Annotated in this window: 25 protein-coding genes; 18 read left to right on the top strand and 7 right to left on the bottom strand. The window is 72.0% G+C overall.

Annotated features, from left to right (window positions below; all coding sequences use genetic code 11):
- Positions 1-12: 12 nt before the first annotated feature.
- The 3 genes from EJC51_RS20960 to EJC51_RS20950 all read right to left on the bottom strand — a co-directional run bounded on the left by EJC51_RS20960 (position 13) and on the right by EJC51_RS20950 (position 2,773).
- Positions 13-822 carry a transcriptional regulator gene (locus EJC51_RS20960; RefSeq protein WP_126272497.1) on the bottom strand — a complete coding sequence of 270 codons (810 nt, stop codon included), beginning with the start codon at positions 820-822 and terminating at the stop codon, positions 13-15.
- Positions 819-1,205 carry a hypothetical protein gene (locus EJC51_RS20955; RefSeq protein ID WP_126272496.1) on the bottom strand — a complete coding sequence of 129 codons (387 nt, stop codon included), beginning with the start codon at positions 1,203-1,205 and terminating at the stop codon, positions 819-821. Before EJC51_RS20955 ends, EJC51_RS20960 begins: the two co-directional genes overlap by 4 nt.
- Before the next feature lie 170 nt (positions 1,206-1,375).
- Positions 1,376-2,773 carry a type III PLP-dependent enzyme domain-containing protein gene (locus EJC51_RS20950; RefSeq protein WP_126272495.1) on the bottom strand — a complete coding sequence of 466 codons (1,398 nt, stop codon included), beginning with the start codon at positions 2,771-2,773 and terminating at the stop codon, positions 1,376-1,378.
- Positions 2,774-2,909: 136 nt separating this feature from the next.
- Between EJC51_RS20950 and hutU the strand changes: the two genes are divergently transcribed.
- Genes hutU through hutI form a run of 4 tightly spaced genes read left to right on the top strand, consistent with a single transcriptional unit; the run spans position 2,910 to position 8,345 of the window.
- On the top strand, positions 2,910-4,574 hold the full coding sequence (gene hutU, locus EJC51_RS20945) for a urocanate hydratase (protein WP_126272494.1): 1,665 nt from the start codon (positions 2,910-2,912) through the stop codon (positions 4,572-4,574).
- Positions 4,575-4,606: 32 nt separating this feature from the next.
- Complete coding sequence (locus EJC51_RS20940; RefSeq protein ID WP_126277061.1) at positions 4,607-5,818, top strand: allantoate amidohydrolase; 1,212 nt, start codon at positions 4,607-4,609, stop codon at positions 5,816-5,818.
- Positions 5,815-7,146, top strand: a complete 1,332-nt coding sequence (locus EJC51_RS20935) for a formimidoylglutamate deiminase (RefSeq protein ID WP_126272493.1) — start codon at positions 5,815-5,817, stop codon at positions 7,144-7,146. The genes EJC51_RS20940 and EJC51_RS20935 overlap by 4 nt, the downstream gene beginning before the upstream one ends.
- A gap of 26 nt (positions 7,147-7,172) precedes the next feature.
- The gene (hutI, locus tag EJC51_RS20930; RefSeq protein ID WP_126272492.1) at positions 7,173-8,345 is read left to right on the top strand and encodes an imidazolonepropionase; all 1,173 of its coding nucleotides are present in this window, start codon (positions 7,173-7,175) and stop codon (positions 8,343-8,345) included.
- A 51-nt stretch (positions 8,346-8,396) separates the two neighbouring features.
- On the opposite strand, the gene EJC51_RS20925 is transcribed toward hutI, so the two are convergent.
- Entirely contained in the window at positions 8,397-9,326 is a 930-nt protein-coding gene (locus EJC51_RS20925) for an RNA polymerase sigma factor SigF (RefSeq protein WP_126272491.1), read from the bottom strand.
- 249 nt (positions 9,327-9,575) lie between these two features.
- Here EJC51_RS20925 and EJC51_RS20920 point away from each other — a divergent pair, with 249 nt between their 5' ends.
- The 8 genes from EJC51_RS20920 to EJC51_RS20885 all read left to right on the top strand — a co-directional run bounded on the left by EJC51_RS20920 (position 9,576) and on the right by EJC51_RS20885 (position 17,264).
- Positions 9,576-9,953 carry an STAS domain-containing protein gene (locus EJC51_RS20920; RefSeq protein WP_126272490.1) on the top strand — a complete coding sequence of 126 codons (378 nt, stop codon included), beginning with the start codon at positions 9,576-9,578 and terminating at the stop codon, positions 9,951-9,953.
- 231 nt (positions 9,954-10,184) lie between these two features.
- Positions 10,185-10,700 (top strand): ATP-binding protein, encoded by a 516-nt coding sequence (locus EJC51_RS20915; RefSeq protein ID WP_126272489.1) that lies wholly within the window; start codon positions 10,185-10,187, stop codon positions 10,698-10,700.
- A 106-nt stretch (positions 10,701-10,806) separates the two neighbouring features.
- Positions 10,807-11,277, top strand: coding sequence for a carboxymuconolactone decarboxylase family protein (locus tag EJC51_RS20910; RefSeq protein ID WP_126272488.1), 471 nt, complete (start codon positions 10,807-10,809; stop codon positions 11,275-11,277).
- A gap of 408 nt (positions 11,278-11,685) precedes the next feature.
- Positions 11,686-12,972: a serine--tRNA ligase gene (serS, locus tag EJC51_RS20905; RefSeq protein ID WP_126272487.1), complete on the top strand. Its 1,287-nt coding sequence runs from the start codon at positions 11,686-11,688 to the stop codon at positions 12,970-12,972.
- Between the two features lie 154 nt (positions 12,973-13,126).
- Positions 13,127-13,816 (top strand): LPXTG cell wall anchor domain-containing protein, encoded by a 690-nt coding sequence (locus EJC51_RS20900; protein WP_126272486.1) that lies wholly within the window; start codon positions 13,127-13,129, stop codon positions 13,814-13,816.
- A 246-nt stretch (positions 13,817-14,062) separates the two neighbouring features.
- Positions 14,063-14,920, top strand: coding sequence for a hypothetical protein (locus EJC51_RS20895; RefSeq protein ID WP_126272485.1), 858 nt, complete (start codon positions 14,063-14,065; stop codon positions 14,918-14,920).
- Positions 14,917-15,987 (top strand): hypothetical protein, encoded by a 1,071-nt coding sequence (locus EJC51_RS20890; protein WP_126272484.1) that lies wholly within the window; start codon positions 14,917-14,919, stop codon positions 15,985-15,987. The genes EJC51_RS20895 and EJC51_RS20890 overlap by 4 nt, the downstream gene beginning before the upstream one ends.
- Positions 15,984-17,264, top strand: coding sequence for a hypothetical protein (locus EJC51_RS20885; protein WP_126272483.1), 1,281 nt, complete (start codon positions 15,984-15,986; stop codon positions 17,262-17,264). Before EJC51_RS20890 ends, EJC51_RS20885 begins: the two co-directional genes overlap by 4 nt.
- A 95-nt stretch (positions 17,265-17,359) precedes the next feature.
- On the opposite strand, the gene EJC51_RS20880 is transcribed toward EJC51_RS20885, so the two are convergent.
- Entirely contained in the window at positions 17,360-18,856 is a 1,497-nt protein-coding gene (locus tag EJC51_RS20880) for an oligopeptide:H+ symporter (protein ID WP_126272482.1), read from the bottom strand.
- 328 nt (positions 18,857-19,184) lie between these two features.
- Here EJC51_RS20880 and EJC51_RS20875 point away from each other — a divergent pair, with 328 nt between their 5' ends.
- Positions 19,185-19,862, top strand: a complete 678-nt coding sequence (locus tag EJC51_RS20875) for a response regulator transcription factor (protein WP_016436346.1) — start codon at positions 19,185-19,187, stop codon at positions 19,860-19,862.
- Positions 19,863-19,871: 9 nt separating this feature from the next.
- Entirely contained in the window at positions 19,872-21,146 is a 1,275-nt protein-coding gene (locus tag EJC51_RS20870; protein WP_126272481.1) for an ATP-binding protein, read from the top strand.
- 70 nt (positions 21,147-21,216) lie between these two features.
- Here the strand turns inward: EJC51_RS20870 and EJC51_RS20865 are convergent, their stop codons facing one another.
- Positions 21,217-21,720, bottom strand: a complete 504-nt coding sequence (locus tag EJC51_RS20865) for a GtrA family protein (protein ID WP_126272480.1) — start codon at positions 21,718-21,720, stop codon at positions 21,217-21,219.
- A 216-nt stretch (positions 21,721-21,936) separates the two neighbouring features.
- On the opposite strand from EJC51_RS20865, the gene EJC51_RS20860 reads away from it, so the two are divergent.
- Genes EJC51_RS20860 through EJC51_RS20850 form a run of 3 tightly spaced genes read left to right on the top strand, consistent with a single transcriptional unit; the run spans position 21,937 to position 24,787 of the window.
- Complete coding sequence (locus tag EJC51_RS20860) at positions 21,937-23,076, top strand: 5-(carboxyamino)imidazole ribonucleotide synthase (protein WP_166682885.1); 1,140 nt, start codon at positions 21,937-21,939, stop codon at positions 23,074-23,076.
- A complete protein-coding gene (purE, locus tag EJC51_RS20855; protein WP_126272478.1) occupies positions 23,073-23,603 on the top strand; it encodes a 5-(carboxyamino)imidazole ribonucleotide mutase in 531 nt (176 codons plus the stop codon). The genes EJC51_RS20860 and purE overlap by 4 nt, the downstream gene beginning before the upstream one ends.
- Positions 23,604-23,608: 5 nt before the next feature.
- The gene (locus EJC51_RS20850) at positions 23,609-24,787 is read left to right on the top strand and encodes a dipeptidase (RefSeq protein ID WP_126272477.1); all 1,179 of its coding nucleotides are present in this window, start codon (positions 23,609-23,611) and stop codon (positions 24,785-24,787) included.
- On the opposite strand, the gene EJC51_RS20845 is transcribed toward EJC51_RS20850, so the two are convergent.
- Positions 24,736-25,875 (bottom strand): alkene reductase, encoded by a 1,140-nt coding sequence (locus EJC51_RS20845; protein ID WP_126272476.1) that lies wholly within the window; start codon positions 25,873-25,875, stop codon positions 24,736-24,738. The genes EJC51_RS20850 and EJC51_RS20845 overlap by 52 nt on opposite strands.
- Positions 25,876-25,937: 62 nt before the next feature.
- Here EJC51_RS20845 and EJC51_RS20840 point away from each other — a divergent pair, with 62 nt between their 5' ends.
- Positions 25,938-26,297 carry a MerR family transcriptional regulator gene (locus tag EJC51_RS20840; protein WP_126272475.1) on the top strand — a complete coding sequence of 120 codons (360 nt, stop codon included), beginning with the start codon at positions 25,938-25,940 and terminating at the stop codon, positions 26,295-26,297.
- Positions 26,298-26,322 lie beyond the last annotated feature (25 nt).

Raw genomic sequence — 26,322 nt, 5'->3', positions numbered from 1 at the left:
GCGCGTTGTCGTTCAAAGGGACTCCAGCGCATCCCTGAGCCTCTTCAGCAGCGTGATGTCGGGGTCGGTGGTCTCGGCGAGGGCCGCTTCGGGGGGTTTCATGGCGCCGCGCACCAGCACCCCGGCCGCGGCGAGCCGCCGTACGTCCACCAGGGTGTGGAACGCCGGGCGGCCCATCGCGCGGGCTATGTCCGGTGCCGTGCGGACGCCGTCGACCAGGTGCAGCACCGCCCGCTGCCGGGAGGTGAGGGCGGGAGCGGCGACCGTGTCGGCGTGCAGCAGCGGGGCCTCGTCGGTCCCCGCGTCGGGCCAGATCCGGTGCAGCAGGTCGCGGCGGCGCAGCGTCTCGTGCTCCAGGGCGGCCACCGCGGTGGCGCGCACCGAGCCGAGCCGGTCCGCGTCCGTGTACCGGAAGCGGCCCGGGGCGCTGCTGGGGGCGAGCACGAAGTAGGCGGCGTCGTAGAGCGCTTCGAGGTGGCACAGTTCCAGCGCGCCCCGGGTGAGCAGGCCACGGGCGACCAGCAGCAGACCGGCGCCGGGCGGCCCGCCCGCTTCCTCGACGGCCCGCCGCCAGGTGGCCGCGTCGAGCGTGCCGTGCGCCGTGAGCAGGACGTCCAGGCCCGGCGCCGCGGGGCTCGCCGCGTGCACGACCCGGCCCTCGGAGAGGTGCAGGGTGCCGCGCTCGCGGACCAGGATGCCGGTGGCCCGCTCGGCGGCGAGACGGGTCAGCATCGGGGAGACGCCGCCCCAGGCCCGGTCGCGGGCCTCCGCCTTGTCCCGCACCGGCAGCCGGGGCGGCGGTGTGGTGGTCACCGCCGTCATCCGAGGACCAGCCGTCCGGTCATCTCGCCGAGCCGGATGCGGGCCAGCGCGAGGTTGCCCTCCGTGCGGGCCAGCCACAGATGCAGGAAGACGCTGCTGTCGAACGACGTCTGGACGAAGCACAGGACGTGGTAGCTGTCCCGGTTGCTGATGATGACGTCCTCGACCGGGGGGTCGGTGATGTCGTCGTCCGGGGCGAACGCCCGGTGCTCGGCGGCCAGTCGGGCCAGCTCGGCGGCCTCGGCCGCGGCCGTCTCGTAGTCACCGCCCGGTGACTCGCCGGCGGTGCCCAGGGCCAGTCCGCTCGTCCAGTCGACGAGCGCGGCGCCCCGGGCACCGGGCAGTTGCATGACTTCGAGCAGACACTCGTCGATACCGGGCACCGTGAGTTCCCCTCCCGCCTGGGGTTCGGCTGAGTGACGCCGAAACTACGCAGGGTGTGGGCGAGGGGTGAGGATTCCGGCATTTTCCGGTGGAACATGCGGCGGATGGCTAGGGTGGGTCAACTGAGCTCGTTTTCGGATCAGTTGACCCACATGTCCACCGGCGTGCGTCAAGGGCGCGCGGTCGTCCCGAGGGTGGTGAGCGAGGCGGCGTGCGCCCCTCCGGACTCGGCCACGATCTCGTCGAGCGTCTGCGGGGTGCGCACGGTCGCGAAGGCGACGCCGCCGCCCTCGCCCGGCGCGAACCCGTAGATGCCGGGCCGCGCGAGGGAGTTGTAGGCGTAGTGGTGCGCGAAGTAGTACGCGCCCGTGTCCAACGCCGCCGCGTAGTCGCCCTGTTCGAGCAGCGGGAGCGCCCTCGCCTCGGCGAGCAGGTCGCCCGAGAAGCAGGCCGGCCCGGCGACGTCCTGCACCACGTCGGCCCCCGCCTTCGGCCGCCCCTTCCCGTCGTACGCGGCGATCCTGAGCGGCCACGACCCCGGCACGTACACCGTCCGCGTCGCCACCTGCACGCCCGCGTGCGTCACCGCGACCGGCCGCCCGCCCGCGCTCTTGGCGTACTCCACCCGCGCCACGATCGTGCCGTGCTTGGCCAGCAGCGACCGCCCGAACTCGGTCACCAGCCCGTACCGCCCGTCGAACAGCCCCGGCACGGCCTCGCTCAGCAGGCGCGCGTACTGCGCGTACGTCGGCGCCGTCGCGTCCGAGCCGAAGTTCACCGGCAGTCCGCCGCCGATGTCGATGGTGTCGATCTGCGGGCGTCCGAGGTGCCGGTTGATCTCCTCGGCGAGCGCGTACGTCTCCGCGACCCCCTGGGCCATCAGGGACAGCGGGATGCCCTGGGAGCCGGTGTGCGCGTGCAGCCGGTTCAGCCAGGGCCGGTCGGCGTAGGCGCGTAGGACCCACTCCCGGGCGCCGGGGTCGCGCAGCGCCACCCCGAACTTCGAGGTCGCCGTCGCCGTCGAGGTCGCCCCGATGGAGCCCCCGCCGATCTGCGGATTCACCCGGATCCCGAGCGGCGAGCGACTCGGGCCGGACCGCATGAGGGCGTCGATGCGGTCCAGCTCCTGCGGGTTGTCGGCGTTGACGGCGATCCCGAGGGCGAGGGCCTCCCGCAGCTCGGCCGGTGTCTTCGCGGGCGAGTCCAGCACCGTCTGCCGCGGGGTGAGCCCCGCCGCCCGTGCCAGCGCCAGCTCACCCGGGCTCGCCACCTCCGCGCCGATCCCGGCCTCCCGCAGCAGCCGCAGCACCGGCACCAGTGGGGTCGCCTTCACCGCGAAGGCGTGCAGCACCGGGGTGCCGGGCGCGGTGACGGCGTCGAACGCGGCCCGCAGCTCGGCCGCCGACTCCCGGATGCCGCAGACGTCCAGAAGGCCGACGATCGGGGAGTCCGGCCCCAGCAACCCCTGCTCCACCGCGGCCCGCACCGCCTCGTCCCGCCGGACCGCACGGTCCCCTTGCTGCCCGATATCCACGACGTCCCCCGTCAGGTCGTTGTCCGCGCCCATAGATCCAGCGTCTGCGCCCATGCATCCAGCCAAACATCCGCGGCGCGCCCGCGCTGACGGACCACCCTATTGACTAGCTCTATTCAGAACGTCAGGATGTGAATAGAGACTCAAACAATCCGCCAGGAGGCAGACCATGTCAGGACCCCGCCCCGTACGAGCGCCGCGCGGTACGGAACTGAGTGCCCTGGGATGGCAGCAGGAAGCCGCCCTGCGGATGCTCCAGAACAACCTCGACCCCGAGGTCGCCGAGCACCCCGACAAGCTCGTCGTCTACGGCGGCACCGGCAAGGCCGCCCGCGACTGGCGCTCCTTCGACGCGATGGTCCGCACGCTGCGCACCCTCAAGCAGGACGAGACCATGCTGGTCCAGTCCGGCCGCCCCGTCGGCGTCATGCAGACCCACGAGTGGGCCCCGCGCGTCCTCATTGCCAACTCCAACCTGGTCGGCGACTGGGCGAACTGGGAGGAGTTCCGCCGCCTGGAGGCCCTCGGCCTGACCATGTACGGCCAGATGACCGCCGGCTCCTGGATCTACATCGGCACCCAGGGCATCCTCCAGGGCACCTACGAGACCTTCGCCGCCGTCGCCGCCAAGAAGTTCAACGGCACCCTCGCGGGCACCATCACCCTCACCGCCGGCCTCGGCGGCATGGGCGGCGCCCAGCCCCTCGCGGTCACCATGAACGACGGCGTCGCGATCTGTATCGACTGCGACCCGCGCGCCATCGAGCGCCGCATCGAGCACCGCTACCTCGACGTCAAGGCCGACAGCCTCGCCCACGCGCTCCAGCTCGCCACCGAGGCCCGCGACCAGCGCAAGCCGCTGTCCATCGGCCTCCTCGGCAACGCCGCCGAGCTGCTCCCGCAGATGCTCGCCGAGGGCGCCCCCATCGACATCGTCACCGACCAGACCTCGGCGCACGACCCGCTGTCCTACCTGCCGGTCGGCGTCGCCTTCGAGGACATGGCCGACGCGGCGGCGAAGGACCCGGCCGGGTTCACCACCCGCTCCCGCGAGTCCATGGCCCGGCACGTGGAGGCCATGGTCGGCTTCATGGACGCCGGCGCCGAGGTCTTCGACTACGGCAACTCCATCCGCGGCGAGGCCCAGCTCGCGGGCTACGACCGCGCCTTCGCCTTCCCCGGCTTCGTCCCCGCCTACATCCGCCCCCTCTTCTGCGAGGGCAAGGGCCCCTTCCGCTGGGCCGCCCTGTCCGGCGAGGCCTCCGACATCGCCAAGACCGACAAGGCGATCCTCGACCTGTTCCCGGAGAACGAGTCCCTCGCCCGCTGGATCAAGATGGCCGGCGAGCGCGTCCACTTCCAGGGCCTCCCGGCCCGTATCTGCTGGCTGGGCTACGGCGAGCGCGACAAGGCCGGCGAGCGCTTCAACGACATGGTCGCGAGCGGCGAGCTGGCGGCGCCCCTCGCCATCGGCCGCGACCACCTGGACGCCGGATCGGTGGCCTCGCCGTACCGCGAGACCGAGGCCATGCTCGACGGCTCCGACGCGATCGCCGACTGGCCGCTGCTCAACGCCATGGTCAACGTGGCGTCCGGCGCCTCCTGGGTCTCCCTCCACCACGGCGGCGGCGTCGGCATGGGCCGCTCCATCCACGCCGGCCAGGTCACCGTCGCCGACGGCACCAAGCTCGGCGGCGAGAAGGTCCGCCGCGTCCTCACCAACGACCCCGGCATGGGCGTCATCCGGCACGTGGACGCGGGCTACGACATCGCGGAGTCGGTCGCCGACGAGCGGGGCGTGCGGATCCCGATGCGCGAGGGTGACTCGGCGTGACGCAGACGTCCCACGGCAGCTCGTTCCACACCATGTGGCGCGAGCTGCTCCCCATCGGCCGCCACCCCGACTCCCACGGCTACCGCCGCTTCGCCTGGACCGGCGCCGACGCCGAATGCCGGGCCTGGTTCAAGGAGCAGGCCGAGGCGCGGGGGATGAGCTACGAGCTCGACCGGAACGGCAACCAATGGGCCTGGCTCGGGGACCCGACCGCCGGGGACGCCGTCGTCACCGGGTCGCATCTGGACTCCGTGCCCGACGGCGGGGCCTTCGACGGGCCGCTCGGCGTCGTGTCGTCCTTCGCCGCGCTCGACGAACTGCGGGCCCGGCGGGTGGAGTTCACCAAGCCCCTCGCCATCGTCAACTTCGGCGACGAGGAAGGCGCCCGCTTCGGGCTCGCCTGCGTCGGCTCACGGCTCGCCTCCGGGCAGCTCACCGTCGAGCAGGCGCACCGGCTGACCGACGGCGAGGGCATCAGCCTGCCCCGGGCCATGGAGGCCGCCGGGTACGACCCCGACGCCATCGGGGCCGACCACGAGCGGCTCGGCCGCATCGGCGCCTTCGTCGAACTGCACGTCGAGCAGGGCCGCGCGCTGGACCTGTCCGGCGACCGCGTCGGCATCGCCAGCGCCATCTGGCCGCACGGCCGCTGGCGCTTCGACTTCCGGGGCGAGGCGAACCACGCCGGCACCACCCGTCTCGTCGACCGGCACGACCCCATGCTGTCGTACGCCGAGACCGTCCTCGCCGCCCGCCGCGAGGCCGAACTCGCCGGTGCCGTCGCCACCTTCGGCAAGATCTCCGTCGAACCCAACGGCGTCAACGCGATCCCCTCCCTCGTGCGCGGCTGGCTCGACTCCCGCGCCGCCGACCAGGCGAGCCTGGACCAGGTGGTCGGCGGGATCGAGAAGGCCGCCCGCGAGTACGCCGACGCCCACGGCATCGCCCTCGACATCGTCCGGGAGTCCTTCACCCCCGTCGTCGAGTTCGACCACGCCCTGCGCGACGAACTGGCCCGCATCCTGGGCAAGGAGGCGAAGGACACGGACTTCAGCGTCCCCGTCCTGGGTACCGGTGCCGGACACGACGCCGGAATCCTGTCCGGGACGATCCCGACCGCCATGCTGTTCGTACGCAACCCCACCGGCGTCTCGCACTCCCCGGCCGAGTTCGCGGCCGAGGACGACTGCGTGGCCGGGGTCCTCGCCCTCGCCGACGTACTGGAAGGACTGGCCACCTCGTGACGACGTACTGGCTGGAGCACGCCTGGCTCGACACCCACGTCGAGCCGGGCGTCGCCGTCGAGGTCGCGGACGGCCGGATCACCGCCGTCCGCACGGACGTGCCCACCCCGCCGCCCGGCGCCGAGATCCTGCGCGGCCTCACCCTCCCCGGCCTCGCCAACGCCCACAGCCACGCCTTCCACCGCGCCCTGCGCGGCACCGTCCAGGTCGGCTCCGGCACCTTCTGGACCTGGCGCGAGGTCATGTACGCCACCGCCGACCGGCTGACCCCGGAGAGCTACCACGCCCTCGCCCGGGCCGTGTACGCGGAGATGGCGCTGGCCGGCGTGACCTCCGTCGGCGAGTTCCACTACGTCCACCACGCCCCCGGCGGCACCCCCTACGCCGACCCCAACGCCATGGGCGAGGCCCTGATCGCGGCCGCCGCCGACGCCGGTATCCGCATCACCCTCCTCGACACCGCCTATCTCTCCGCCGGCTTCGGACAGCCCCCCAACACCCACCAGCTCCGCTTCTCCGACGGCACCGCCGAGGCCTGGGCCGAACGCTGTTCACTTCTCAAGGAACGGGATCACGCGCGGATCGGGGTCGCGATCCACTCCGTACGGGCCGTGCCCGCGGGCGAGTTGGCGACCGTGGCCGCATGGGCCGAGGAGCGGCGGGCGCCGCTGCACGTCCACCTGTCCGAGCAGACCGCCGAGAACGACGCCTGCCGGGAGGCCCACGGTCGCACCCCCACCCGGCTCCTCGCCGACCACGGCGTCCTCGGCCCCCGCACCACCGGCGTCCACAACACCCACCTCACCGACGAGGACATCGCCCTCCTCGGCGGCTCGGGGACCGGGACGTGCATGTGCCCGACCACCGAGCGGGACCTCGCCGACGGCATCGGCCCGGCCGTGGCCTTGCAGAAGGCCGGGTCCCCGCTCTCCCTCGGCTCCGACAGCCACGCCGTCATCGACCTGCTCGAAGAGGCCCGCGCGATGGAGCTGAACGAGCGGCTGCGCACCCGCACCCGCGGCCACTGGACCGCGGCGGCGCTGCTGCGGGCCGCCTCCGCCGACGGCCACGCGGCCCTCGGCTGGGACGCGGCGGGCACCATCGAGCCCGGCGCCCTCGCCGACCTCACGACGATCGCGCTCGACTCGGTCAGGACAGCGGGCCCGCTGCCCCGGCTGGGCGCCGAGACGGCCGTATTCGCGGCGACGGCAGCGGACGTACGGCACACGGTCGTGGGCGGCCGGCAGGTCGTACGCGACGGGGCGCACACACTCGTACCGGATGTGCCGCAAGCCCTCGCGCGGGCCGTCGACGCCCTCCGCGGCTGACCACCACCCCGAAGGACGCCACCGCCATGAGCAGCACCGTCATCACCAACATCGCCGCGCTCGTCACCAACGACCCCTCCCTCGGTGACCGCTCCCCCCTCGGTCTGATCCAGGACGCGGCCGTCGTCATCGACGGCGACCACGTCGCGTGGACCGGTGAATCAAGCAAAGCACCCGCCACTGACAATCGCGTCGACGCCGGGGGACGGGCCGTCCTGCCCGGGTTCGTGGACTCCCACTCCCACCTCGTCTTCGCGGGCGACCGCACCCAGGAGTTCAACGCCCGCATGTCGGGCCGCTCCTACACCGCGGGCGGCATCCGGACGACGGTCGCCGCGACCCGCGCCGCGAGCGACGAGGATCTCGAAGCGAACCTCACCCGCTATCTCGACGAGGCCCTGCGCCAGGGCACGACGACCTTCGAGACGAAGTCCGGCTACGGCCTCACGGTCGAGGACGAGGCCCGCGCCCTGCGCATCGCCGCCGCCCACACCGACGAGGTCACCTACCTCGGCGCGCACATCGTCTCCCCGGACCACGCCGACGACCCGGCCGCGTACGTGGCCCTCGTCACCGGCGAGATGCTCGACGCCTGTGCCCCGTACGCCCGTTGGATCGACGTCTTCTGCGAGAAGGGCGCGTTCGACGGCGACCAGGCCCGCGCGATCCTCACCGCCGGCAAGGCCAAGGGCCTGCACCCGCGCATCCACGCCAACCAGCTGTCCTACGGCCCCGGCGTCCAGCTGGCCGTCGAACTCGACGCCGCCAGCGCCGACCACTGCACCCACCTCACGGACGCCGACGTCGACGCCCTCGCGAACGGCGACACCGTCGCCACGCTGCTGCCCGGCGCCGAGTTCTCCACCCGCGCCGAGTGGCCGGACGCCCGTCGCCTCCTCGACGCCGGTGTCACCGTGGCCCTGTCCACCGACTGCAACCCGGGCTCGTCCTTCACCTCGTCCGTGCCGTTCTGCATCGCGCTCGCCGTGCGGGACATGGGCATGACCCCGGACGAGGCGGTCTGGTCGGCCACGGCGGGCGGCGCGGCCGCCCTGCGGCGCACGGACGTCGGCAGGATCACCGCGGGCGCCCGGGCGGACCTCACCCTCCTCGACGCCCCGAGCCACGTCCACCTGGCCTACCGGCCGGGGGTGCCGCTGGTGAGCGGGGTATGGCGACGGGGCGTGCGCGTCGTCTGACGCACACGCCCCGCACCTGAAAAGCAGTCCCGCACCTGAAAAAACCAGGGGTCAATCCTCGACTGTCAGCCCTTTTCGCAGCCGCACCAGCGTCCGCGACAGCAGCCGTGACACATGCATCTGCGAGATGCCCAGCTCGTCGCCGATCTCCGACTGGGTCATGCCCGCCACGAAGCGCAGGGACAGGATCTTCCGGTCCCGGGCGGGGAGGTCGGCGATCAGGGGCTTCAGGGACTCCACGTACTCGATGCCCTCGATGCCGTGGTCCTCGTAACCGATCCGGTCCGCCAGCGCGCCCTCGGCGTCGTCCTCCTCCGGCTGCGCGTCCAGCGACGACGCGGTGTACGCGTTGGAGGCGGCCATGCCCTCCACGACCTCGTCCTTCGTCAGCCCCAGGCGCTCGGCGAGTTCGGCGACCGTCGGTGCCCGGTCCAGCTTCTGCGCCAGTTCGTCGCCGGCCTTGGCCAGGTCGAGGCGGAGTTCCTGAAGACGGCGGGGTACCCGCACCGACCACGAGGTGTCGCGGAAGAAGCGCTTGATCTCGCCGACGATCGTCGGCATCGCGAAGGTGGGGAACTCCACACCGCGGCTGAGCTCGAAGCGGTCGATCGCCTTGATCAGGCCGATCGTGCCGACCTGGATGATGTCCTCCATCGGCTCGCTGCGGGAGCGGAAGCGGGAGGCGGCGAACTTGACCAGGGCCAGGTTGAGCTCGACGAGCGTGTTGCGGACGTACGAGTATTCGTGGGTGCCCTCCTCCAGCGACTCCAGGCGCGCGAAGAGGGTCTTGGACAGGGCTCGTGCGTCCACCGGCCCCACCTCGTCGTACGGGGGGATCTCCGGAAGCCCGGCCAGCAGGTCGTCCCGCTGGTCCTGCTCGATCCGTTCCATCTGTTCGAGCTGCTCGATGGGATCCAGCTGTTCCGGGGGGGATGTCGACGTCGCGATCTGGGTATGCGATGCGTCGAGCCGGGGTGACATGATGTCCTCCATCGTTCTCGGCATGTGGCTGCCGAAGCCGTGCGTGCACTGCGGTGTGCGGCGCCTCCAAAGCCGGCCGTGTCGAGTACGTGTCCCTACTAGCCCTACCCGCTATCCCGACCTCACCGCAAGTGCGTTCTGTGGAGAAATGTCCGTTTGTGTGCGGATGTTCAGGTGTCAGGGTGTGTGAGGAAGGCGTAGTGTTCGAGGGCGTCAACAGCAGCCACGACGTCGGGAGAGAGAGACGGCATGGACCGCGGGACGGTCGGCAGCGCACAGTCTGGCCGGCTTCTGGTCGAGGTGCGGGAAGAGGGCGCCAGCGCCGTCGTGACCCCGGCAGGTGAGCTCGATCACCACACGGCCGATTTGTTGCGTGAGCCACTCGAGGAGTGCCTCGCCAAGGGCTTCAGTCGCCTGGTGGTCGACTGTTCGCGCCTGGAGTTCTGTGACTCCACGGGCCTGAACGTACTGCTGGGGGCGCGACTGAAGGCGGAGGCCGCCGGGGGTGGGGTGCATCTCGCGGGGATGCTGCCCGTGGTGGCGCGCGTCTTCGAGATCACGGGTGCGGACGCGGTCTTCACCGTGCATGACACGCTCGCCGCGGCCCTGGCCGACGAGGCCGGCTGAGCCGGTCCGTGCCGGCCGCGCGGAGCTCGTCGCCGTCCCGGGTGGCACGGCGCTTTTCCCGCGTGTCGCCTTCCGTACCGAAACAGGGGGTGTTCTGCCGGTTCGGTCGGGCAGGAGACATCCTGGGCGTCGCGGAGGCGACATCCGCAAAAGTCGCGCGGGGGACACGTCCGCGACGTGACTATTGAATCGTGAATTGATGACTTGGTGAATCGGTGAGGTGAAGCGCTGATGAGCAGCACCCGGCCTTACTCGCCGGGCGACCGCGGCCGGGAGGCCGACGGCGCTTCCGGGGCGTCCGAAGGGGGTGCGGTCGTGCCGTCTGACTCCTCGGCGGGCCGGCAGGTCCGCAGGCTGAGCTTCGACGGCGCGAGCGGGGTCGTCCCGCTGGCCCGCGACTTCGCCCGGCAGGCGCTGTACGCGTGGGGCTGGCTGCCCGCCGCCACCGCGGACCAGCGGGCCGCCGCCGAGGACGTGCTGCTCGTCGTCTCCGAGCTGGTCACCAACGCCTGTCTGCATGCCGAGGGGCCGGACGAGCTGTGGATCGCCTGCGACAACAAGGTGATCCGCGTCGAGGTCTCCGACCGCGGCACGGGCCAGCCGGCGCCGCGCACCCCGCACCGCGCGGGCCGTCCCGGCGGCCACGGCATGTTCATCGTGCAGCGGCTCTGCCTCGACTGGGGGGTCATCCGTAACCCCGGGGTGACGGGCAAGACGGTCTGGGCGGAGCTCGGAGCGCCCGCGTAAGCGGTGGCTATCGCACGTGACGCAGGTCACATTCGCTGATGTCACAAATGGACCGGGTCCTTCAGTCCTAGGTGTGTAAGGCCAAGCAACGGCAGAGGAGCACACCATGGAAGCCCGGCTCTCCCCCCACGGCACCCCCCTCCTGGGCAAGGTCCTGCCTCACCTCATCGCGGCGAACAAGGCGGTCGCCGAGTCCGGCGTACCGGCCGCGACACAGGAGCTGGTCAAGATCCGCGCGAGCCAGATCAACGGCTGCGGGGCCTGCCTCGACATGCACACCAAGGAGGCCGCCGCCGCGGGAGAGACCCAGCACCGGCTGCTCATGGTCGCCGCGTGGCGCGAGGCCAAGGCCTTCACCGAGCCGGAGCGGGCGGCGCTGGAGCTGACGGAGGCGGGCACCCGGCTCGCCGACGGCTCCGGAGTGCCGGACGACGTGTGGCAGAACGCCGCGAAGCACTACGACGAGGAGCAGCTGCTGGCCCTCGTGATGCTGATCGGCGTGATCAACTTCTTCAACCGCATGAACGTCATGACCCGTCAGCCGGCCGGCGACTACCAGGTCGGCATGCTCCACTGACACCACCGGGGCGGTACGACCGAGGCGCGGCCGGGACCTGTACGAGGGGCCCCGGCCGTCGCCGTTCCGGCCGCCCGAAATCCGTTTCCCCCGCCCCCGCCCCGTCCCCTACCCTCGGCCACAACGCGCTGACGGAGACAAGTAGCCCGGGTCACGCGAGTCGAGAGAGCCGCCGGTGGGTGTGAGGGCGGCCTCGCCGGCCCGGCGCGAATCCACTCCCGAGTGCGGGGAGGAAATGCCCCGCCGGCCGGCCCCCGTCACCGGGCCCGACGAGACCGTCGTACCCACGACAGTGGCGTACGGCGGTGAAGGCGTGGTGGCACCGCGAGCACCCTCTCGCCCACGCCCCGAGGGATCAGCCCCGGGGCGGTGCATGCCGCTCCGGACGAGACCGGACGGAGCAGCGACATGCTCGACGTCACCCTCATCCGACAGCACCCCGACCGTGTCCGCGACGGCCTGCGCAAGCGGGGCGTCGACGTCGACGTCCCCGGCTTCCTCGCCCTCGACGCCGAGTTCCGCGCGGCCCGTACCGCCGTGGAGGAACTACGGGCCGAGCGGCGCCGGATCTCGGCCGCCGTGGGCGCCCGGCGCAGGGACGGCGACCCGGGTGAGGAACTTCAGGCCCAGGCCCAGGAGTTGACCGGACGGCTCGCCGAAGCCGACGCGGCGCTCAGGCGGCTCGCCCAGCGGCATCAGGAGTTCCTCGACGGACTGCCCAACCTCCCGGCCGACGACGTCCTCGCGGGCGGCAAGGAACACAACCAGGTCGTACGGACTGTCGGCGCCCCGCCCGAACTCGCCCAGCCGGTACGGGATCACGTGACGCTCAGCGAGGAACTCGGCCTGGTCGACCACCGCCGTGGCGTCCGTCTCGCCGGCAACGGCTACTGGGTCTACCGGGGCGAGGGCGCCGCCCTGGAGTGGGCGCTGCTCAACCACTTCCTCGACGCGCACCGCCGGGCGGGCTACGAGTTCGTGCTGCCCCCGCACCTGCTGACCGAGGAGGCCGGTTACACCGCGGGCCAGTTCCCGAAGTTCGCCGACGAGGTCTTCCGCACCGGCGAGGGCGGTGGACGCCGCTTCCTGCTCCCCACCGCCGAGACCGCCCTCGTCAACCTGCACCGCGGCGAGACCCTCGACGAGCGCGACCTGCCGCTCAAGTACGTGGCCTACACGCCCTGTTACCGGGTGGAGAGCGGCAGCCACCGCACCGCGGAGCGCGGCACCCTGCGCGGCCACCAGTTCAACAAGGTCGAGCTGTTCCAGTTCGCCCGGCCGGAGGACTCGGAGGCCGCCCAGCTGGAACTCCTCGCGCGGGCCGAGGAGTTGGTGGCCGGGCTCGGCCTCCACTACCGCGTCACCAAACTCGCCGCCAAAGACACCAGCCCCGCCCAGGCCAAGACCTACGACGTCGAGGTGTGGCTGCCCAGCCTCGGCGCGTACGCCGAGGTCAGCTCGGTGTCGAACGCCCGCGAGTACCAGGCCCGGCGCGGCGGCATCCGCTACCGCCCGGCGGGCGGCGGCAGGACGGCGTACGTGCACACCCTCAACGCCTCGGGCCTTGCCACCAGCCGTCTCCTCCCCGCGATCCTGGAGCAGCACCAGTGGCCGGACGGGACGGTGGCGGTCCCGGAGGTGCTGCGGCACCGGGGCCTGCCGGATGTCCTCCGCCCTCGGGTTACCCAGGGTTAGCTCACCACCCGGGCCTCCACCCGAACCCCCTTCGGTGCGCGCCGGATCGTCACAACTCCGGCGCGCACCGTGTCTTCCTTCCTCACGACCCCGGGCGTACCTTGACGGCCGAATCTGATGTGCCGTCAGGAATCGACGAAGAGGGAGCGGAACCGTGTCGTACCGGAATCGAACCGCCGCGCTCGCGTCCGCCGCGGCCCTGGCCGGCTCGGCGGTGCTGATGGCCGCCCCCGCCGCCCATGCCGAGGTCGTCGACGTCAAGTACCAGTGCAAGACACCGATCGGCGACAAGAGCGCCGTCTCGCCCATCGACATCAAGGGCGTCAAGAGCGGCAGCGGCTACAAGATCACCATGTCGTGGCAGAAGGGCGTCTCCTCCAGCCCGGTCGACCTGGGCAAGGGTGCGATGGCCCCGAGTGCCGTCATCAAGCTGGGCGGCGCCGACAGCGGCACCCTCAGCGTGTCCGGGCCGGCCAACCAGGCGGTCGTCCCCGCCAACACCCCCATCAAGATCAGCGACTTGAGCGGGACGTACACCCCGAAGAAGTCCGGCAAGGTCACCTTCACCGCGGGCGTCCTCACCATCAAGGCCCTCGGCACGACGACCACGTGCACGCCGACGAACAGTCCCGGCCCGTCGCTCACCCTGGACGTCACGGCCGCGAGCGGAGGTTCCGGCGGCAGCGGCACCCAGAGCGGCAGCGACTCCGGCGCCGAACTCCCGCAGACCGGCCCCGAGGACTCGGCGATCGCCCTCGGCACCCTCGGCGGCACGGTCCTCCTCGCGGGCGCGGCCGGCACGCTGTGGCTGACGAGGCGGCACCAGGCGGCAACCCGCCGCTGACCCCGTGAGCCGGTACGGCAAGCCGGAGCCTCGCCGCGCCGGCCCCGCGCCGCTCGACAGCCGGTGCCCCGCCGCCGGCCCCGCGCCGCTCGACAGCCGGTGCCCCGCCGCCGGCCCCGCGCCGTCCGACACCCGCAGCCCCGCCGCCGACCCCGCCAGCCGTACGACAGCCGGAGACACCCCGTGAGCCGTACGCCAGCCGGAGACCCGCCGCACCCGTGAGCCGTACGCCAGCCGGAGCCGCCGATGCCGTCCGCCGTCCGTGTCCTGGGCCTGACCCTCCTCACCGTCCTCACCCTGCTCGCCGCCGTCCCGGCCGCGCACGCCGCCGCCGGTGACGACGGTTGGTCGGCCGCGCCCGCCGGGGAGGCGCGGCCGTCGTTCTACGCCGAGGGCGGGCCCGGCACGGTCCTGGAGGACACGGTGTCCCTGACCAACCGCGGCCGCACGCCCGTGGACGTCTCGCTGCGCGCGGAGGGCGCCGAGGTCACGTTCGCGCACGCCCGGCTCCGGCTGCCCCCGCGCACCCGCACCGAGGTGCCCTTCACGGTGACCGTCCCGGCCCACGACGCCACCGCCCGGCTCGTCGCGCGCGCCGGCGACGGCACCACCCGGCGCGTCCCCGTCCATCTGCGGGCCACCGTTCCCACGGTGTCGGCCCTGACCGTCGAACACGTCTCCGTGCACGCCGACCGCATCACGTACGAGCTGGTCAACCGTGGTACGACCGCGCTCGCACCCCGGCTCGCCGTCCACGCCGACGGCCTTCTCGGCCCCCTCCTCGACCGCGCCCCGCGCGCCCTGCCCGTCGCCCTCGCGCCGGGCAGCCGCACCGAGTTGAGCGAGCCCTGGGAGGGCCCCGCGCTGGACTCCGTCGAGGTGCGGCTGACGGTCACGGCGGCGGGCGGCGCACGGGACGAGGCGCGGGTCTCGGCGGGCGTCGGGCCGTGGGGCGCGGTGGCGGGCGGGGTGGGGGTGGCGGTGGCCGGGGGTGCGCTGTTCGTCGTACGGCGGCTGTTCGTCGTACGGCGTCGTGGGCGCCCTGGGGCGGGCCCGGCCGAACCCTCTTGTCCGGAAGCCGAGTTGACGGGAGCGGTGTCGTGAAGCTGCGGATTCTCGGGGCGGCGGTGCTGGCGCTGCTGCTGGCGTCGGTCTCGGCCGGCCCGGTGCGGGCCGCCGAGCAGCCCGTCGTCAAGCTGTCCAAGTCGCAGGCGGGGACCGGCGGTTCGATTACCGTCACCGGCAGCGGCTGGCGGCCGAAAGCGCTGCTGATGATCCTCGTCTGCGGCCAGGCCGTGCCCGCACGGGGGGTGCCCGGCGGCACCAACTCCTGTGCCAACGCCGACGGCCGGGCCGTCACCACCGACGCCAAGGGCCGCTTCAGCAGGAAACTCCCGGTCGCCGAACCCCCGGTGCCCTGCCCCTGCGTGGTGCACGTGGCGACGGTGACCGGGGCGAAGGCGGAAGCGGACGCGATCTTCCAAGTGGCCGGGCACGCGGTGGAGCCGCTGCCCGCCGAGACCTCCGGCGGCCGGCTGTCGATCCTCACCGACACCCGCCTCGACGGCTCCGGCGGGCTGCTCACCTGGTTCGGGGCGCCGCCCGCCCGCACCCTGGTCTTCACCGTCGGCAACGTCGGCACCTCGGCCGTCAAGAACCCCGTCTTCCAAGTCGGCACCTCCCACGGCGTGTTCGCCCCGCAGTGGGAGGAACAGCAGTGGCGCGGCACGATCGAGCCCGGCAGGAAGGCCCGCGTCGAACTGCCCGTCGAGCTGACGGGCGGCGCGCACGGCGACTACACGGTCTCGCTGAAGTACGGCGGCAAGGTCCTCGCCGAACAGCCCTGGGGGGTGGGCCGCCCCTGGGGCGTGACCCTGTTCTGGGTCCTGGTCTGCCTGGTCGTGCCCGCCGCCCTGTTCCGTCTCGGGATGGCCGTGGTCGACCGGGTACGGCCGCGCCGCCCGGGTCGCCCGCAGCGGGCCCCCGCCCGGCTGCGGCTGCCCGAACTCACCCTGCGGCTGCCGGGGTTGCGCACCGGCCCCGCCGAACAGCCGCCCCCGCCCTCGACCCTGCCGTGGTTCACCCCGGACTCCGATCCGGGCACGGCCGGTCGGCTCTCCGCACCGCACGACGACAGCCCGACGACCCCCACCAGAAAGGGATCCACGTGAGCAAGCGAAGGAGAGCCGTACCCGACCGTGCGAGAGTCGCGCTGGCGCTCTGCGGGGCGGGCGTCCTGATCGGCGTCGCCGTCGCGCCCGCACAGGCCGCGGAGGTGTCGTACGCGACCCACTGCGTGCCGCCCGCCGGCGTCGGCCTCGACCCCGTGGACGGCACCACCAAGGTGGAGATCACCGCGCCGGCCACCGCCGAGGTCGGCGACGAGGTCGAGGTGGTGTGGAAGTTCGTCCAGGCCGCCTCGAAGAACCCCGACCTCATCGACATCGGGGAGAACCAGGTCAAGCCGACCGGCACCCTCAAGGCGGCCGGCGCGCAGAGCACCGACATCGCCATGGCGGGGCCGCAGCAGAACCCGCCCATCCCCAAGGGCGGCGACATGGTGCTCTCCGACATGAAGGGCACGCTGAAGCTGACGACGGCCGGTGAGGTGACGCTGACGCCGGACGCGTACACGGTCACCGCGTACGGCACGGACACCAAGTGCACGCCGAGCGCGCAGGTGCCGACGGCGGCGACGATCGACGTGCAGGCGGGTGACGGGAGTTCGCCGACCCCGACCTCCTCCGACGAGCCGAGCGAGAGCCCGAGCTCCAGCGCGTCCGAGGAGCCGACCGCGAGCGCCACGCAGTCCGACGGCGGACAGACCGACTTCCAGGGCAAGGTCGTCGACATCCCCTACACCTGCAAGTCGCCGATCGGCGAGCAGAAGGCGACGTCCACGATCCAGATCAACGCCAAGAAGGACGGCGGGAACTACGGCCTCACGGTGCAGTTCAAGAAGTCCCCGATGAACAGCCCGGCCAACATCCCGAAGGACTCCATCAAGCCCTCGATGGAGGTCGTCCTGGGCGGCGCCGACAAGGGTTCGGTCCCTGTGGAGGGCCCGACCAACGCCGAGGACATCAAGGCGGGCGACCCGATCGAGATCCCGGACATGACCGGCACCTACAGGCCGGGGGCGACGGGCGAGTCCACGCTGTCGCCGGGCGTCCTGACGATCAAGGCCCTCGGCACGACGACCACCTGCACGCCGGACTCGACCTCGGTGTCCCTGAAGCTCGACACCTCTAAGCAGGAGGGCGGGGCGTCCGGCGGCTCCTCGACCGGCGGCGGCTCGTCCTCGGGCGGCGGCTCCTCCTCGGGCGGCCTGGCGGCGACCGGCGCCGAGGACCACGGCGCCCTGAAGGCCCTGGGCCTGGTGGCCGGCACGGCCGTACTGCTGGGCGCGGCGGTGTTCACGTTCCTGCCGGGCAGGCGACGCGTCTGAAGGCCCCGAAGGGCCGCCGCACCGGGGGCCCGTCTGAAAAACCTGAAGGGCCGCCACACCGGGGGGTGCGGCGGCCCTTCGTCACAGTCCTCGGGTCAGCGGACGCTGCCCATGAGTTCCTTGACGCGGCTGCGGTACATCCAGACCGCGGCGCCGGCGAGCACGGCGAGCGTGGCCTCCAGGGCGACGATGCCCGTCTTGTTGAGGTCGACGCCGGCGATGGACAGCAGGCCCGTCGTGGCGTCGCCCGCGGTGACCGCGAGGAACCAGACGCCCATCATCTGGGAGGCGTACTTCGCCGGGGCCATCTTCGTCGTCACCGACAGGCCGACCGGGGAGAGCAGGAGCTCACCGACGGTCTGGACGAAGTAGATCGCCACCAGCCAGGCCGCCGCCGCCTTGTGACCGCCGTCGGCGATCGCCAGCGGGGCGAGGAACAGGAAGAAGGACGCGCCGACCAGGACCAGGCCCGAGGCGAACTTCACGATCGTGCTCGGCTCCTTGCCGCGCCGGTTCAGCGCCAGCCAGAACCAGGCGAAGACCGGGGCCAGCGCCATGATCAGGACCGGGTTGACCGACTGGTACCAGGAGACCGGGAACTCCCAGCCGAAGATGGTGTTGTCGGCCGAGGAGTCGGCGAAGATCGACAGGGTCGAGCCGCCCTGGTCGTAGATCATCCAGAACACGGCCGCGGCGACGAAGAACCAGATGTACGCCGACATCGACTTCTGCTCGCTGCGGTCCAGGTCCTTGTCGCGCTTGATGCGGGCCAGCACCATCACCGGGATGATCAGGCCGAGCAGGGTCAGCGGGACCAGGATCCAGTTCAGCGTGTAGTGGCCCGAGAAGCCGACGATCGCGTAGAAGACCACGGCGACACCGGCCCAGATCGCGGCCTTGCGCAGGGTCGAGGCCTTCTCCTGCTCCGACAGCGGGGTCGGGACGACGCTGGAACGGTCCGCCAGGTGGCGGGAGCCGATCAGGAACTGGCCGAGGCCCAGCGCCATGCCGAGCGCGGCGAGGGCGAAGCCCAGGTGCCAGTTGACGTTCTCACCGATGGTGCCGATGACCAGCGGCGCGGCGAACGCGCCGAGGTTGATGCCCATGTAGAAGACGGTGAAGCCACCGTCCCGGCGCGGGTCGTCGGGGCCGTCGTAGAGGTGGCCGACCATCGGGGAGATGTTGGCCTTCAGCAGGCCGGAGCCGATCGCCACGAGGCCGAGGCCCGCGTAGAAGGTGCCGGAGGACGGCAGGGCCAGCGTGAGGTGGCCGAGCATGATCACCGCGCCGGCGACGGCGACGGTCTTGCGGGGACCCCAGACGCGGTCGCCGAACCAGCCGCCCGGCAGGGCGAGCAGGTACACCAGCGAGACGTACACGGAGTAGATCGCGGTCGCGGTGGCGGCGCTGAGGTGGAGGCCGCCGGGGGCGACGAGGTACAGCGGGAGGAGAGCCCTCATGCCGTAGTAGGAGAAACGCTCCCACATCTCGGTCATGAAGAGAGTGGCCAGTCCGCGGGGGTGGCCGAAGAAGGTCTGCTCGGTTCCGGGGGTGCCCCGGCGGGCCGAGTCCTTCGTCAGGCTGGACGCCATTGGTCGTTCCTTGCTGGTGGGGACGCGCAACGTGTTTCAAGGCTGGCGGTGGCCGGCCCGCACACAAAAGAGACCTTCAGCGTGAACTGCTCTGCCAAAGGTCCCCGTGCTGCAAAAGGCGTCTTTCACCATACGGCAGGACAGTGCCGGAAATGGAAGGACTTGAGAGATGGATCACAGGCGTCAATGGAACCCTGCACGCCTTTTCCAAGGCTCTCACCAGGCTCTCACCTCTGGTACATAGGTTCGTACCAGAACGCCCCATGGTAAGAATCACGGGCTTGCGATCACACCCCAGCATCTGCATTCCGCGGTCTACCATCAGCTCATGACCCGTGTACTGCTCGCCGAGGACGATGCGTCCATCTCGGAGCCGCTGGCCCGCGCCCTGCGCCGGGAAGGGTACGAGGTCGAGGTGCGTGAGGACGGCCCCACCGCACTCGACGCCGGAATGCAGGGCGGTGTCGACCTGGTCGTGCTCGACCTGGGTCTGCCCGGCATGGACGGCCTGGAGGTCGCCCGCCGGCTGCGCGCCGAGGGCCACGCCGTGCCGATCCTCATCCTGACCGCGCGGGCCGACGAGGTGGACACCGTCGTCGGTCTGGACGCGGGCGCCGACGACTACGTCACCAAGCCCTTCCGCCTCGCCGAACTGCTCGCCCGGGTCCGGGCCCTGCTGCGGCGCGGCGCCGCCGAGCCCGCGCAGCCGCCGGCCACCCACGGCGTGCGGATCGACGTCGAGTCGCACCGCGCCTGGATGGGCGACGAGGAGCTCCAGCTCACCGCGAAGGAGTTCGACCTGCTGCGCGTCCTCGTGCGGGACGCGGGCCGGGTCGTCACCCGCGACCAGCTGATGCGCGAGGTCTGGGACACCACCTGGTGGTCCTCCACCAAGACCCTCGACATGCACATCTCCTGGCTGCGCAAGAAGCTCGGCGACGACGCGGCGAACCCCCGCTACATCGCCACCGTGCGCGGTGTCGGCTTCCGGTTCGAGAAGAGCTAGCCGAACCCCGTGCGCCGCCGCCTCATCCAGTCGACGCTCGCCGTCGTCCTCGTCGTCATCGCCGTGTTCGGGGTCTCGCTCGTCATCGTCGAGACCCGGACCATCAGCAACAGCGCCCAGGAACGCGTCGACTCCGAGGCGGTCCGGCTGGCCAGCATCGTCGACAGCCGGCTGCTCGGCGAGCAGACCGTCGACGCGGAGGTGCTGAAGGAGCAGGTCGCAGGGGAGCGGTTCGCCGAGATCCACATCCCCGGCGAGCCGGTCATCGAGGTCGGCGTCAAGCCCACCGGTGACGTCATCAGCTCCACCGAGAAGGGCGAGGAGGGCGAGACGGTCACCGTCCAGGAGCCGCGCTCGTCCGTCACCCGCGAGGTCGGCCGCACCCTGCTGATCATCGGCGCGGTGGCGCTGCTCGCGGTGATCGCCGCCGTGCTGCTCGCCGTACGGCAGGCCAACAAGCTGGCCTCGCCGCTCACCGACCTCGCCGAGACGGCGGAACGGCTCGGCTCCGGTGATCCACGCCCCCGGCACAAGCGGTACGGCGTCCCCGAGCTGGACCGGGTCGCCGACGTCCTCGACGGCTCCGCCGAGCGCATCGCCCGCATGCTCACCGCCGAGCGGCGCCTCGCCGCCGACGCCTCCCACCAGCTGCGCACCCCGCTGACCGCGCTGTCCATGCGCCTGGAGGAGATCACCCTCACCGACGATCCCGACACGGTGAAGGAGGAGGCGACGATCGCGCTCACGCAGGTGGAGCGGCTGACGGACGTCGTCGAGCGGCTGCTCACCAACGCCCGCGACCCCCGCACCGGCTCCGCGGTCTCCTTCGACCTCGACGAGGTCATCCAGCAGCAGCTCGCCGAGTGGCGCCCCGCCTACCGCAGCGCGGGCCGGGCCATCGTCAGCTCCGGCAAACGGCATCTGCGGGCGGTCGGCACCCCGGGCGCGGTCGCGCAGGTGCTGGCGGCGCTCATCGAGAACTCGCTCATGCACGGGGGCGGCACGGTGGCGCTGCGGACGCGCGTGACCGGCAACCAGGCCGTCATCGAGGTCACCGACGAGGGGCCGGGCGTGCCGGCCGACCTGGGCGCGCGGATCTTCGAGCGGACGATCAGCGGGCGGAACTCCACGGGCATCGGACTGGCGGTCGCGCGCGACCTCGCGGAGGCCGACGGGGGGCGCCTGGAGATGCTCCAGGCGCAGCCGGCGGTGTTCGGGCTGTTCCTGTCGCGTACGCCCCTGAAGAAGCCGGCGATGGACGACCAGGAGCCCACGGTCCGATAGGGCTTGTGTTGTGTGGCAGGTGCGGCGCCGTCGTGGCTGGTCGCGCAGTTCCCCGCGCCCCTTAGGGACGTCAGCTGACCCTTTGCTTGGAACGCGGCCCGCGCTCCGCCTGGGCCAGGATCTCCTCCGCGCTCGCCACCAGCTCAGGCGCCGGCAGGGCCTTGAACACCCACGTGCGGTACGACCAGAAGCGGAACAGCGTCGCGATGCCGATGCCGAGGAACTTGAAGACGTTGCTCTCCAGCGGGCTGTCCCAGCCGAAGCCGTACGTCGCCACGTACAGCACGCCGTTCTCGATCACCAGGCCGACCGCGCTGAACAGCAGGAACAGCGTCAGCTCCTTCGTACGGCCGCTCTTGTCGCGGTCGCGGTACGTGAAGTACCGGAAGCCGATGTAGTTCGAGACGATCGCGACGACCGTCGCGATCACGCTGGCGCGCACCACCTGGAGGTCGGTGGTGTGCCGTACCAGGTTGAAGACGAGCAGGTTGACGAGCAGCCCCGCACCGCCCACGGCGCCGAACTTGGCGATCTCGTGCACGAGCCTGCGCAGCCCTGAGGAACCACGTCCCATGGAAGTACAGGCCCCCAGTCGGTCGGTTTCGTCGACGTCGGTCGGTTTCGTCAACCCAGCCATGCTAACCATCCCCCCTGCCGGTTGCCTGCGCGCGGACGTACACGGCCGTAAAGAAGCTGGTATGAGCGGGGGAAAGCGGGCGGAAAGCAGGCACAAAGCGGGCGGAGGAGGAGCGCAATCCGGCCGCCGTGGCGTGGCCGATACCCTAGGAGCGTGACGTTCCCGGTAGTCGGCATGGTCGGCGGGGGCCAGCTCGCTCGTATGACACACGAGGCAGGCATCCCGCTCGGCATCAGGTTCAAGCTCCTCAGTGACACCCCTCAGGACTCGGCGGCGCAGGTCGTGAGCGATGTCGTCATCGGCGACTATCGCGATCTCGACACGCTGCGCGCGTTCGCGAGGGGCTGCGATGTGATCACCTTCGATCACGAACACGTACCCACCGAGCACCTCCGGGCTCTGGAGGCGGACGGCATCCCCGTGCGCCCCGGTCCGGACGCTCTCGTGCACGCCCAGGACAAGGGCGTGATGCGGGCGCGGCTCGACGCGATCGGGGTGCCGTGCCCACGGCACCGGATCGTGAGCGACCCGGCGGACGTGGTGGCGTTCGCCGAGGAGGGCGACGGCTTCCCGGTCGTGTTGAAGACCGTCCGCGGCGGCTACGACGGCAAGGGCGTGTGGGTCGTCGACTCCGCCGAGGAGGCCGAGGACCCCTTCCGGGCCGGTGTGCCCGTCCTCGCCGAGGAGAAGGTCGACTACGTCCGCGAGCTCGCCGCCAACGTCGTCCGCTCCCCGCACGGCCAGGCCGTCGCCTACCCGGTGGTGGAGTCCCAGCAGGTCAACGGCGTCTGCGACACCGTGATCGCCCCGGCCCCCGACCTGGACCCGGCGCTCGCGCTGGAGGCCGAGGAGATGGCGCTGACCATCGCCAAGGAACTGGGCGTCGTCGGCCACCTCGCCGTCGAGCTGTTCCAGACCCGCGACGGCCGCATCCTCGTCAACGAGCTGGCGATGCGCCCGCACAACAGCGGCCACTGGTCCATGGACGGCGCGATCACCAGCCAGTTCGCCAACCACGTCCGGGCCGTCCTCGACCTGCCGCTCGGCGACCCGCGCCCGCGCGCTCCGTGGACGGTCATGGTCAACGTCCTCGGCGGCGACTACCCGGACATGTACTCCGCGTACCTGCACTGCATGGCCCGCGACCCCCAGCTCAAGATCCACATGTACGGCAAGGACGTGAAGCCCGGCCGCAAGGTCGGCCACGTCAACACCTACGGCGACGACCTGGACGACGTGCTGGAGCGCGCACGTCACGCTGCCGGTTACCTGAGAGGCACCATCACCGAATGAGCCCTGTCGTAGGCATCGTCATGGGGTCGGACAGCGACTGGCCCGTCATGGAGGCCGCCGCCCAGGCCCTCGACGAGTTCGAGATCGAGTACGAGGTCGACGTCGTCTCCGCCCACCGCATGCCGCGCGAGATGATCGCGTACGGCGAGGAGGCGGCCGGGCGCGGCATCAAGGTGATCATCGCGGGTGCGGGCGGCGCCGCCCACCTCCCCGGCATGCTCGCCTCCGTCACCCCGCTGCCGGTCATCGGCGTGCCCGTGCCGCTGAAGTACCTCGACGGCATGGACTCCCTGCTGTCGATCGTGCAGATGCCGGCCGGCGTGCCCGTCGCGACCGTCTCCGTGGCCGGCGCCCGCAACGCCGGGCTGCTCGCGGCCCGCATCCTCGCCACCTCCGACGAGGAACTCCTCGGCCGCATGAAGGAGTTCCAGCAGGAGCTGGGCGACCAGGCCACGGAGAAGGGCAAGCGGCTGCGCGCCAAGGTCGAGGGGGCCGGCGGCGGCTTCGGCTTCGGTTCAGGGAAGTGACGGCCATGTCCTCGCTGGGGGCCGCCCGGGAACTCCTCGCCGAGTTCCCGGTCGTCGACGGCCACAACGACCTGCCCTGGGCGCTGCGCGAACAGGTCCGCTACGACCTCGACGCCCGTGACATCGCCACCGACCAGAGCGCCCATCTGCACACCGACCTCGTCCGGCTGCGGGCCGGCGGGGTCGGGGCGCAGTACTGGTCGGTGTACGTCCGCGCGGACCTGCCCGACGCGGTGCCGATGACGCTGGAACAGATCGACTGCGTACGGCAGTTGATCGACCGGCACCCGGCCGACCTGCGGGCCGCGCTGACCGCGGCGGACATGGAGGCGGCGCGGTCGGAGGGCCGTATCGCCTCCCTGATGGGGGCCGAGGGCGGCCACTCGATCGCCAACTCGCTCGCGACGCTACGCGCGTTGTACGCGCTCGGTGTCCGCTACATGACCCTCACCCACAACTACAACAACGACTGGGCGGACTCGGCGACGGACGAGCCGAACGCCGGCGGCCTCACGGCCTTCGGGCGGGCGGTCGTGGCGGAGATGAACCGCGAGGGCATGCTCGTCGACCTCTCCCACGTGGCGGCGACGACCATGCGGGACGCGCTGGACGCCAGCCTGGCGCCGGTGATCTTCTCGCACTCCTCGTCCCGGGCGGTCTGCGACCATCCGCGCAACATCCCCGACGACGTCCTGGAGCGCCTGCCCGCCAACGGCGGGGTCGCGATGGTGACGTTCGTGCCGAAGTTCGTCCTCCAGGCGGCCGTGGACTGGACGGCGGCGGCCGACGAGAACATGCGCGAGCACGGCTTGCACCACCTGGACACCACCCCCGAGGCGATGAAGGTGCACCGCGCCTTCGAGGAGCGGCACCCGCGCCCGGTCGCCACGGCCGCGACCGTCGCCGACCACCTCGACCACATGCGCGAGGTCGCCGGCGTCGACCACCTCGGCATCGGCGGCGACTACGACGGCACGGCGTTCACCCCGGACGGCCTGGACGACGTGTCGGGCTACCCGAACCTGATCGCGGAACTCCTCGACCGCGGCTGGTCCAAGGCGGACCTGGCCAAGCTGACCTGGCAGAACTCGGTGCGGGTGCTGGGCGCGGCGGAGGACGTGGCCCGGGACCTTCAGGCGACGCGCGGCCCGTCCAACGCGACGATCGAGTCGCTGGACGGCTGAGCGCCGGTTTCGTGCAGGGCGGGGTAGTCGGTGTAGCCGGCCGCCCCGCCCACGTACATCAGGTACCGGTCCCGTACGGGGTTCAGGGGCGCCCCGAGCCGCAGCCGGTCCACCAGGTCGGGGTTGGCGAGGAACGGCCGCCCCAGGGCCACCAGGTCGGCGCCCGCGGCCAGCATGTCCCGCGCGGCCCGGGTGACCGCCTCGGTGCCGAGGTCGGTCAGCACCGGGTTGCCGATCAGGGTGCCGGGCCAGTCGGCGCGGATGCGGCGGTACCAGTCGGTCGCCGGGTCGGCGTGCACCAGGTGCAGATAGGCGAGACCGAGGTCCTTCAGGCGGGCCACCAGCGCCGGGTAGAGGGTGTCGGTGTCGTCCTCGACGATGCCGTTGACCGTGCCGCCGGGGGAGACCCGTACGCCCACCCGGTCGGCGCCGATCGCGTCCGCGACCGCCTCGGTGACCTCGACGGTGAACCGCACCCTGCGCTCCACGGGGCCGCCGTACGCGTCCGTCCTGCGGTTGGTGTTGGCCGCCAGGAACTGGTGCAGCAGATGCCCGTTGGCCGAGTGCACCTCCACCCCCTCGAACCCCGCCTCGACGGCCCGGCGCGCGGCCGCGGCGAAGTCGGCGGCGGTGGCGCGGATGTCGTCGAGGCTCATCTCCCGTGGGACGACGGCCGGCCGGTGCCCACGCGAGGTGAAGATCGTCTCCGGGAGCGGGACGGGGGAGGGGGCGACGGGGTGCAGCCCGGTGGTCTCCGGGTGGCTGACCCGCCCGCCGTGCTGGAGCTGGAGGAACATCCGCCCGCCCGCCGCCCGTACGGCGTCGGTCACCCGCCGCCAGCCCGCCACGTGCCGGTCGGTGTGGATCGCGGTGATGTTCGGGTACGTCTGCCCGACCGCGTTGGGTGTCGCCGCCTCGCCGATGATCAGACCGGCGGAGGCGCGCTGGGCGTAGTGGGTGACCATGAGGTCGGTCGGGGTGCCGTCGGCCTCCGCGCGGTTGCGGGTCAGCGGGGCCATCACCAGGTGGTGGGGGAGGGCGAGGCGGCCGAGGCGGGCCGGGGCGAGGAAGTCCGTTGTATGCGTCATGCCGGGACGGTAGAACTTGACACTGATGTCAGATTCAAGTCCGTCGGAGGGGTGCGACACAGATGCGGATCGGTGAACTCGCCCGGCACACCGGCGTCAGCGAGCGCTCGCTGCGCTACTACGAGGCCCAGGGCCTGCTCGCCGCCGACCGCACCCCGGGCGGCCACCGGGACTATCCCGAGGCGGCCGTGGACCGCGTCATCAGGATCCAGGAGCTGTACGCGGCCGGCCTGCACAGCGAGAAGATCCGCCAGCTGCTCCCCTGCATGCGGGACCAGGACGGCGGCCCCTCCACCGTCGCCACCCCACGCCTCGTCGCCGACCTCACCGCCGAACGCGACCGCATCGACCGCATGATCGCCGACCTGGTCCGCTCCCGCGACACGCTCGACGAGGTCATCCAGGCCGCGGAGGCCGGCTAGGACACGGCCAGTACGCCGAACGCCC

The sequence above is a fragment of the Streptomyces aquilus genome, from assembly GCF_003955715.1.
GTDB lineage: Bacteria > Actinomycetota > Actinomycetes > Streptomycetales > Streptomycetaceae > Streptomyces > Streptomyces aquilus.
This window is presented reverse-complemented; position numbering and strand designations above follow the sequence as displayed.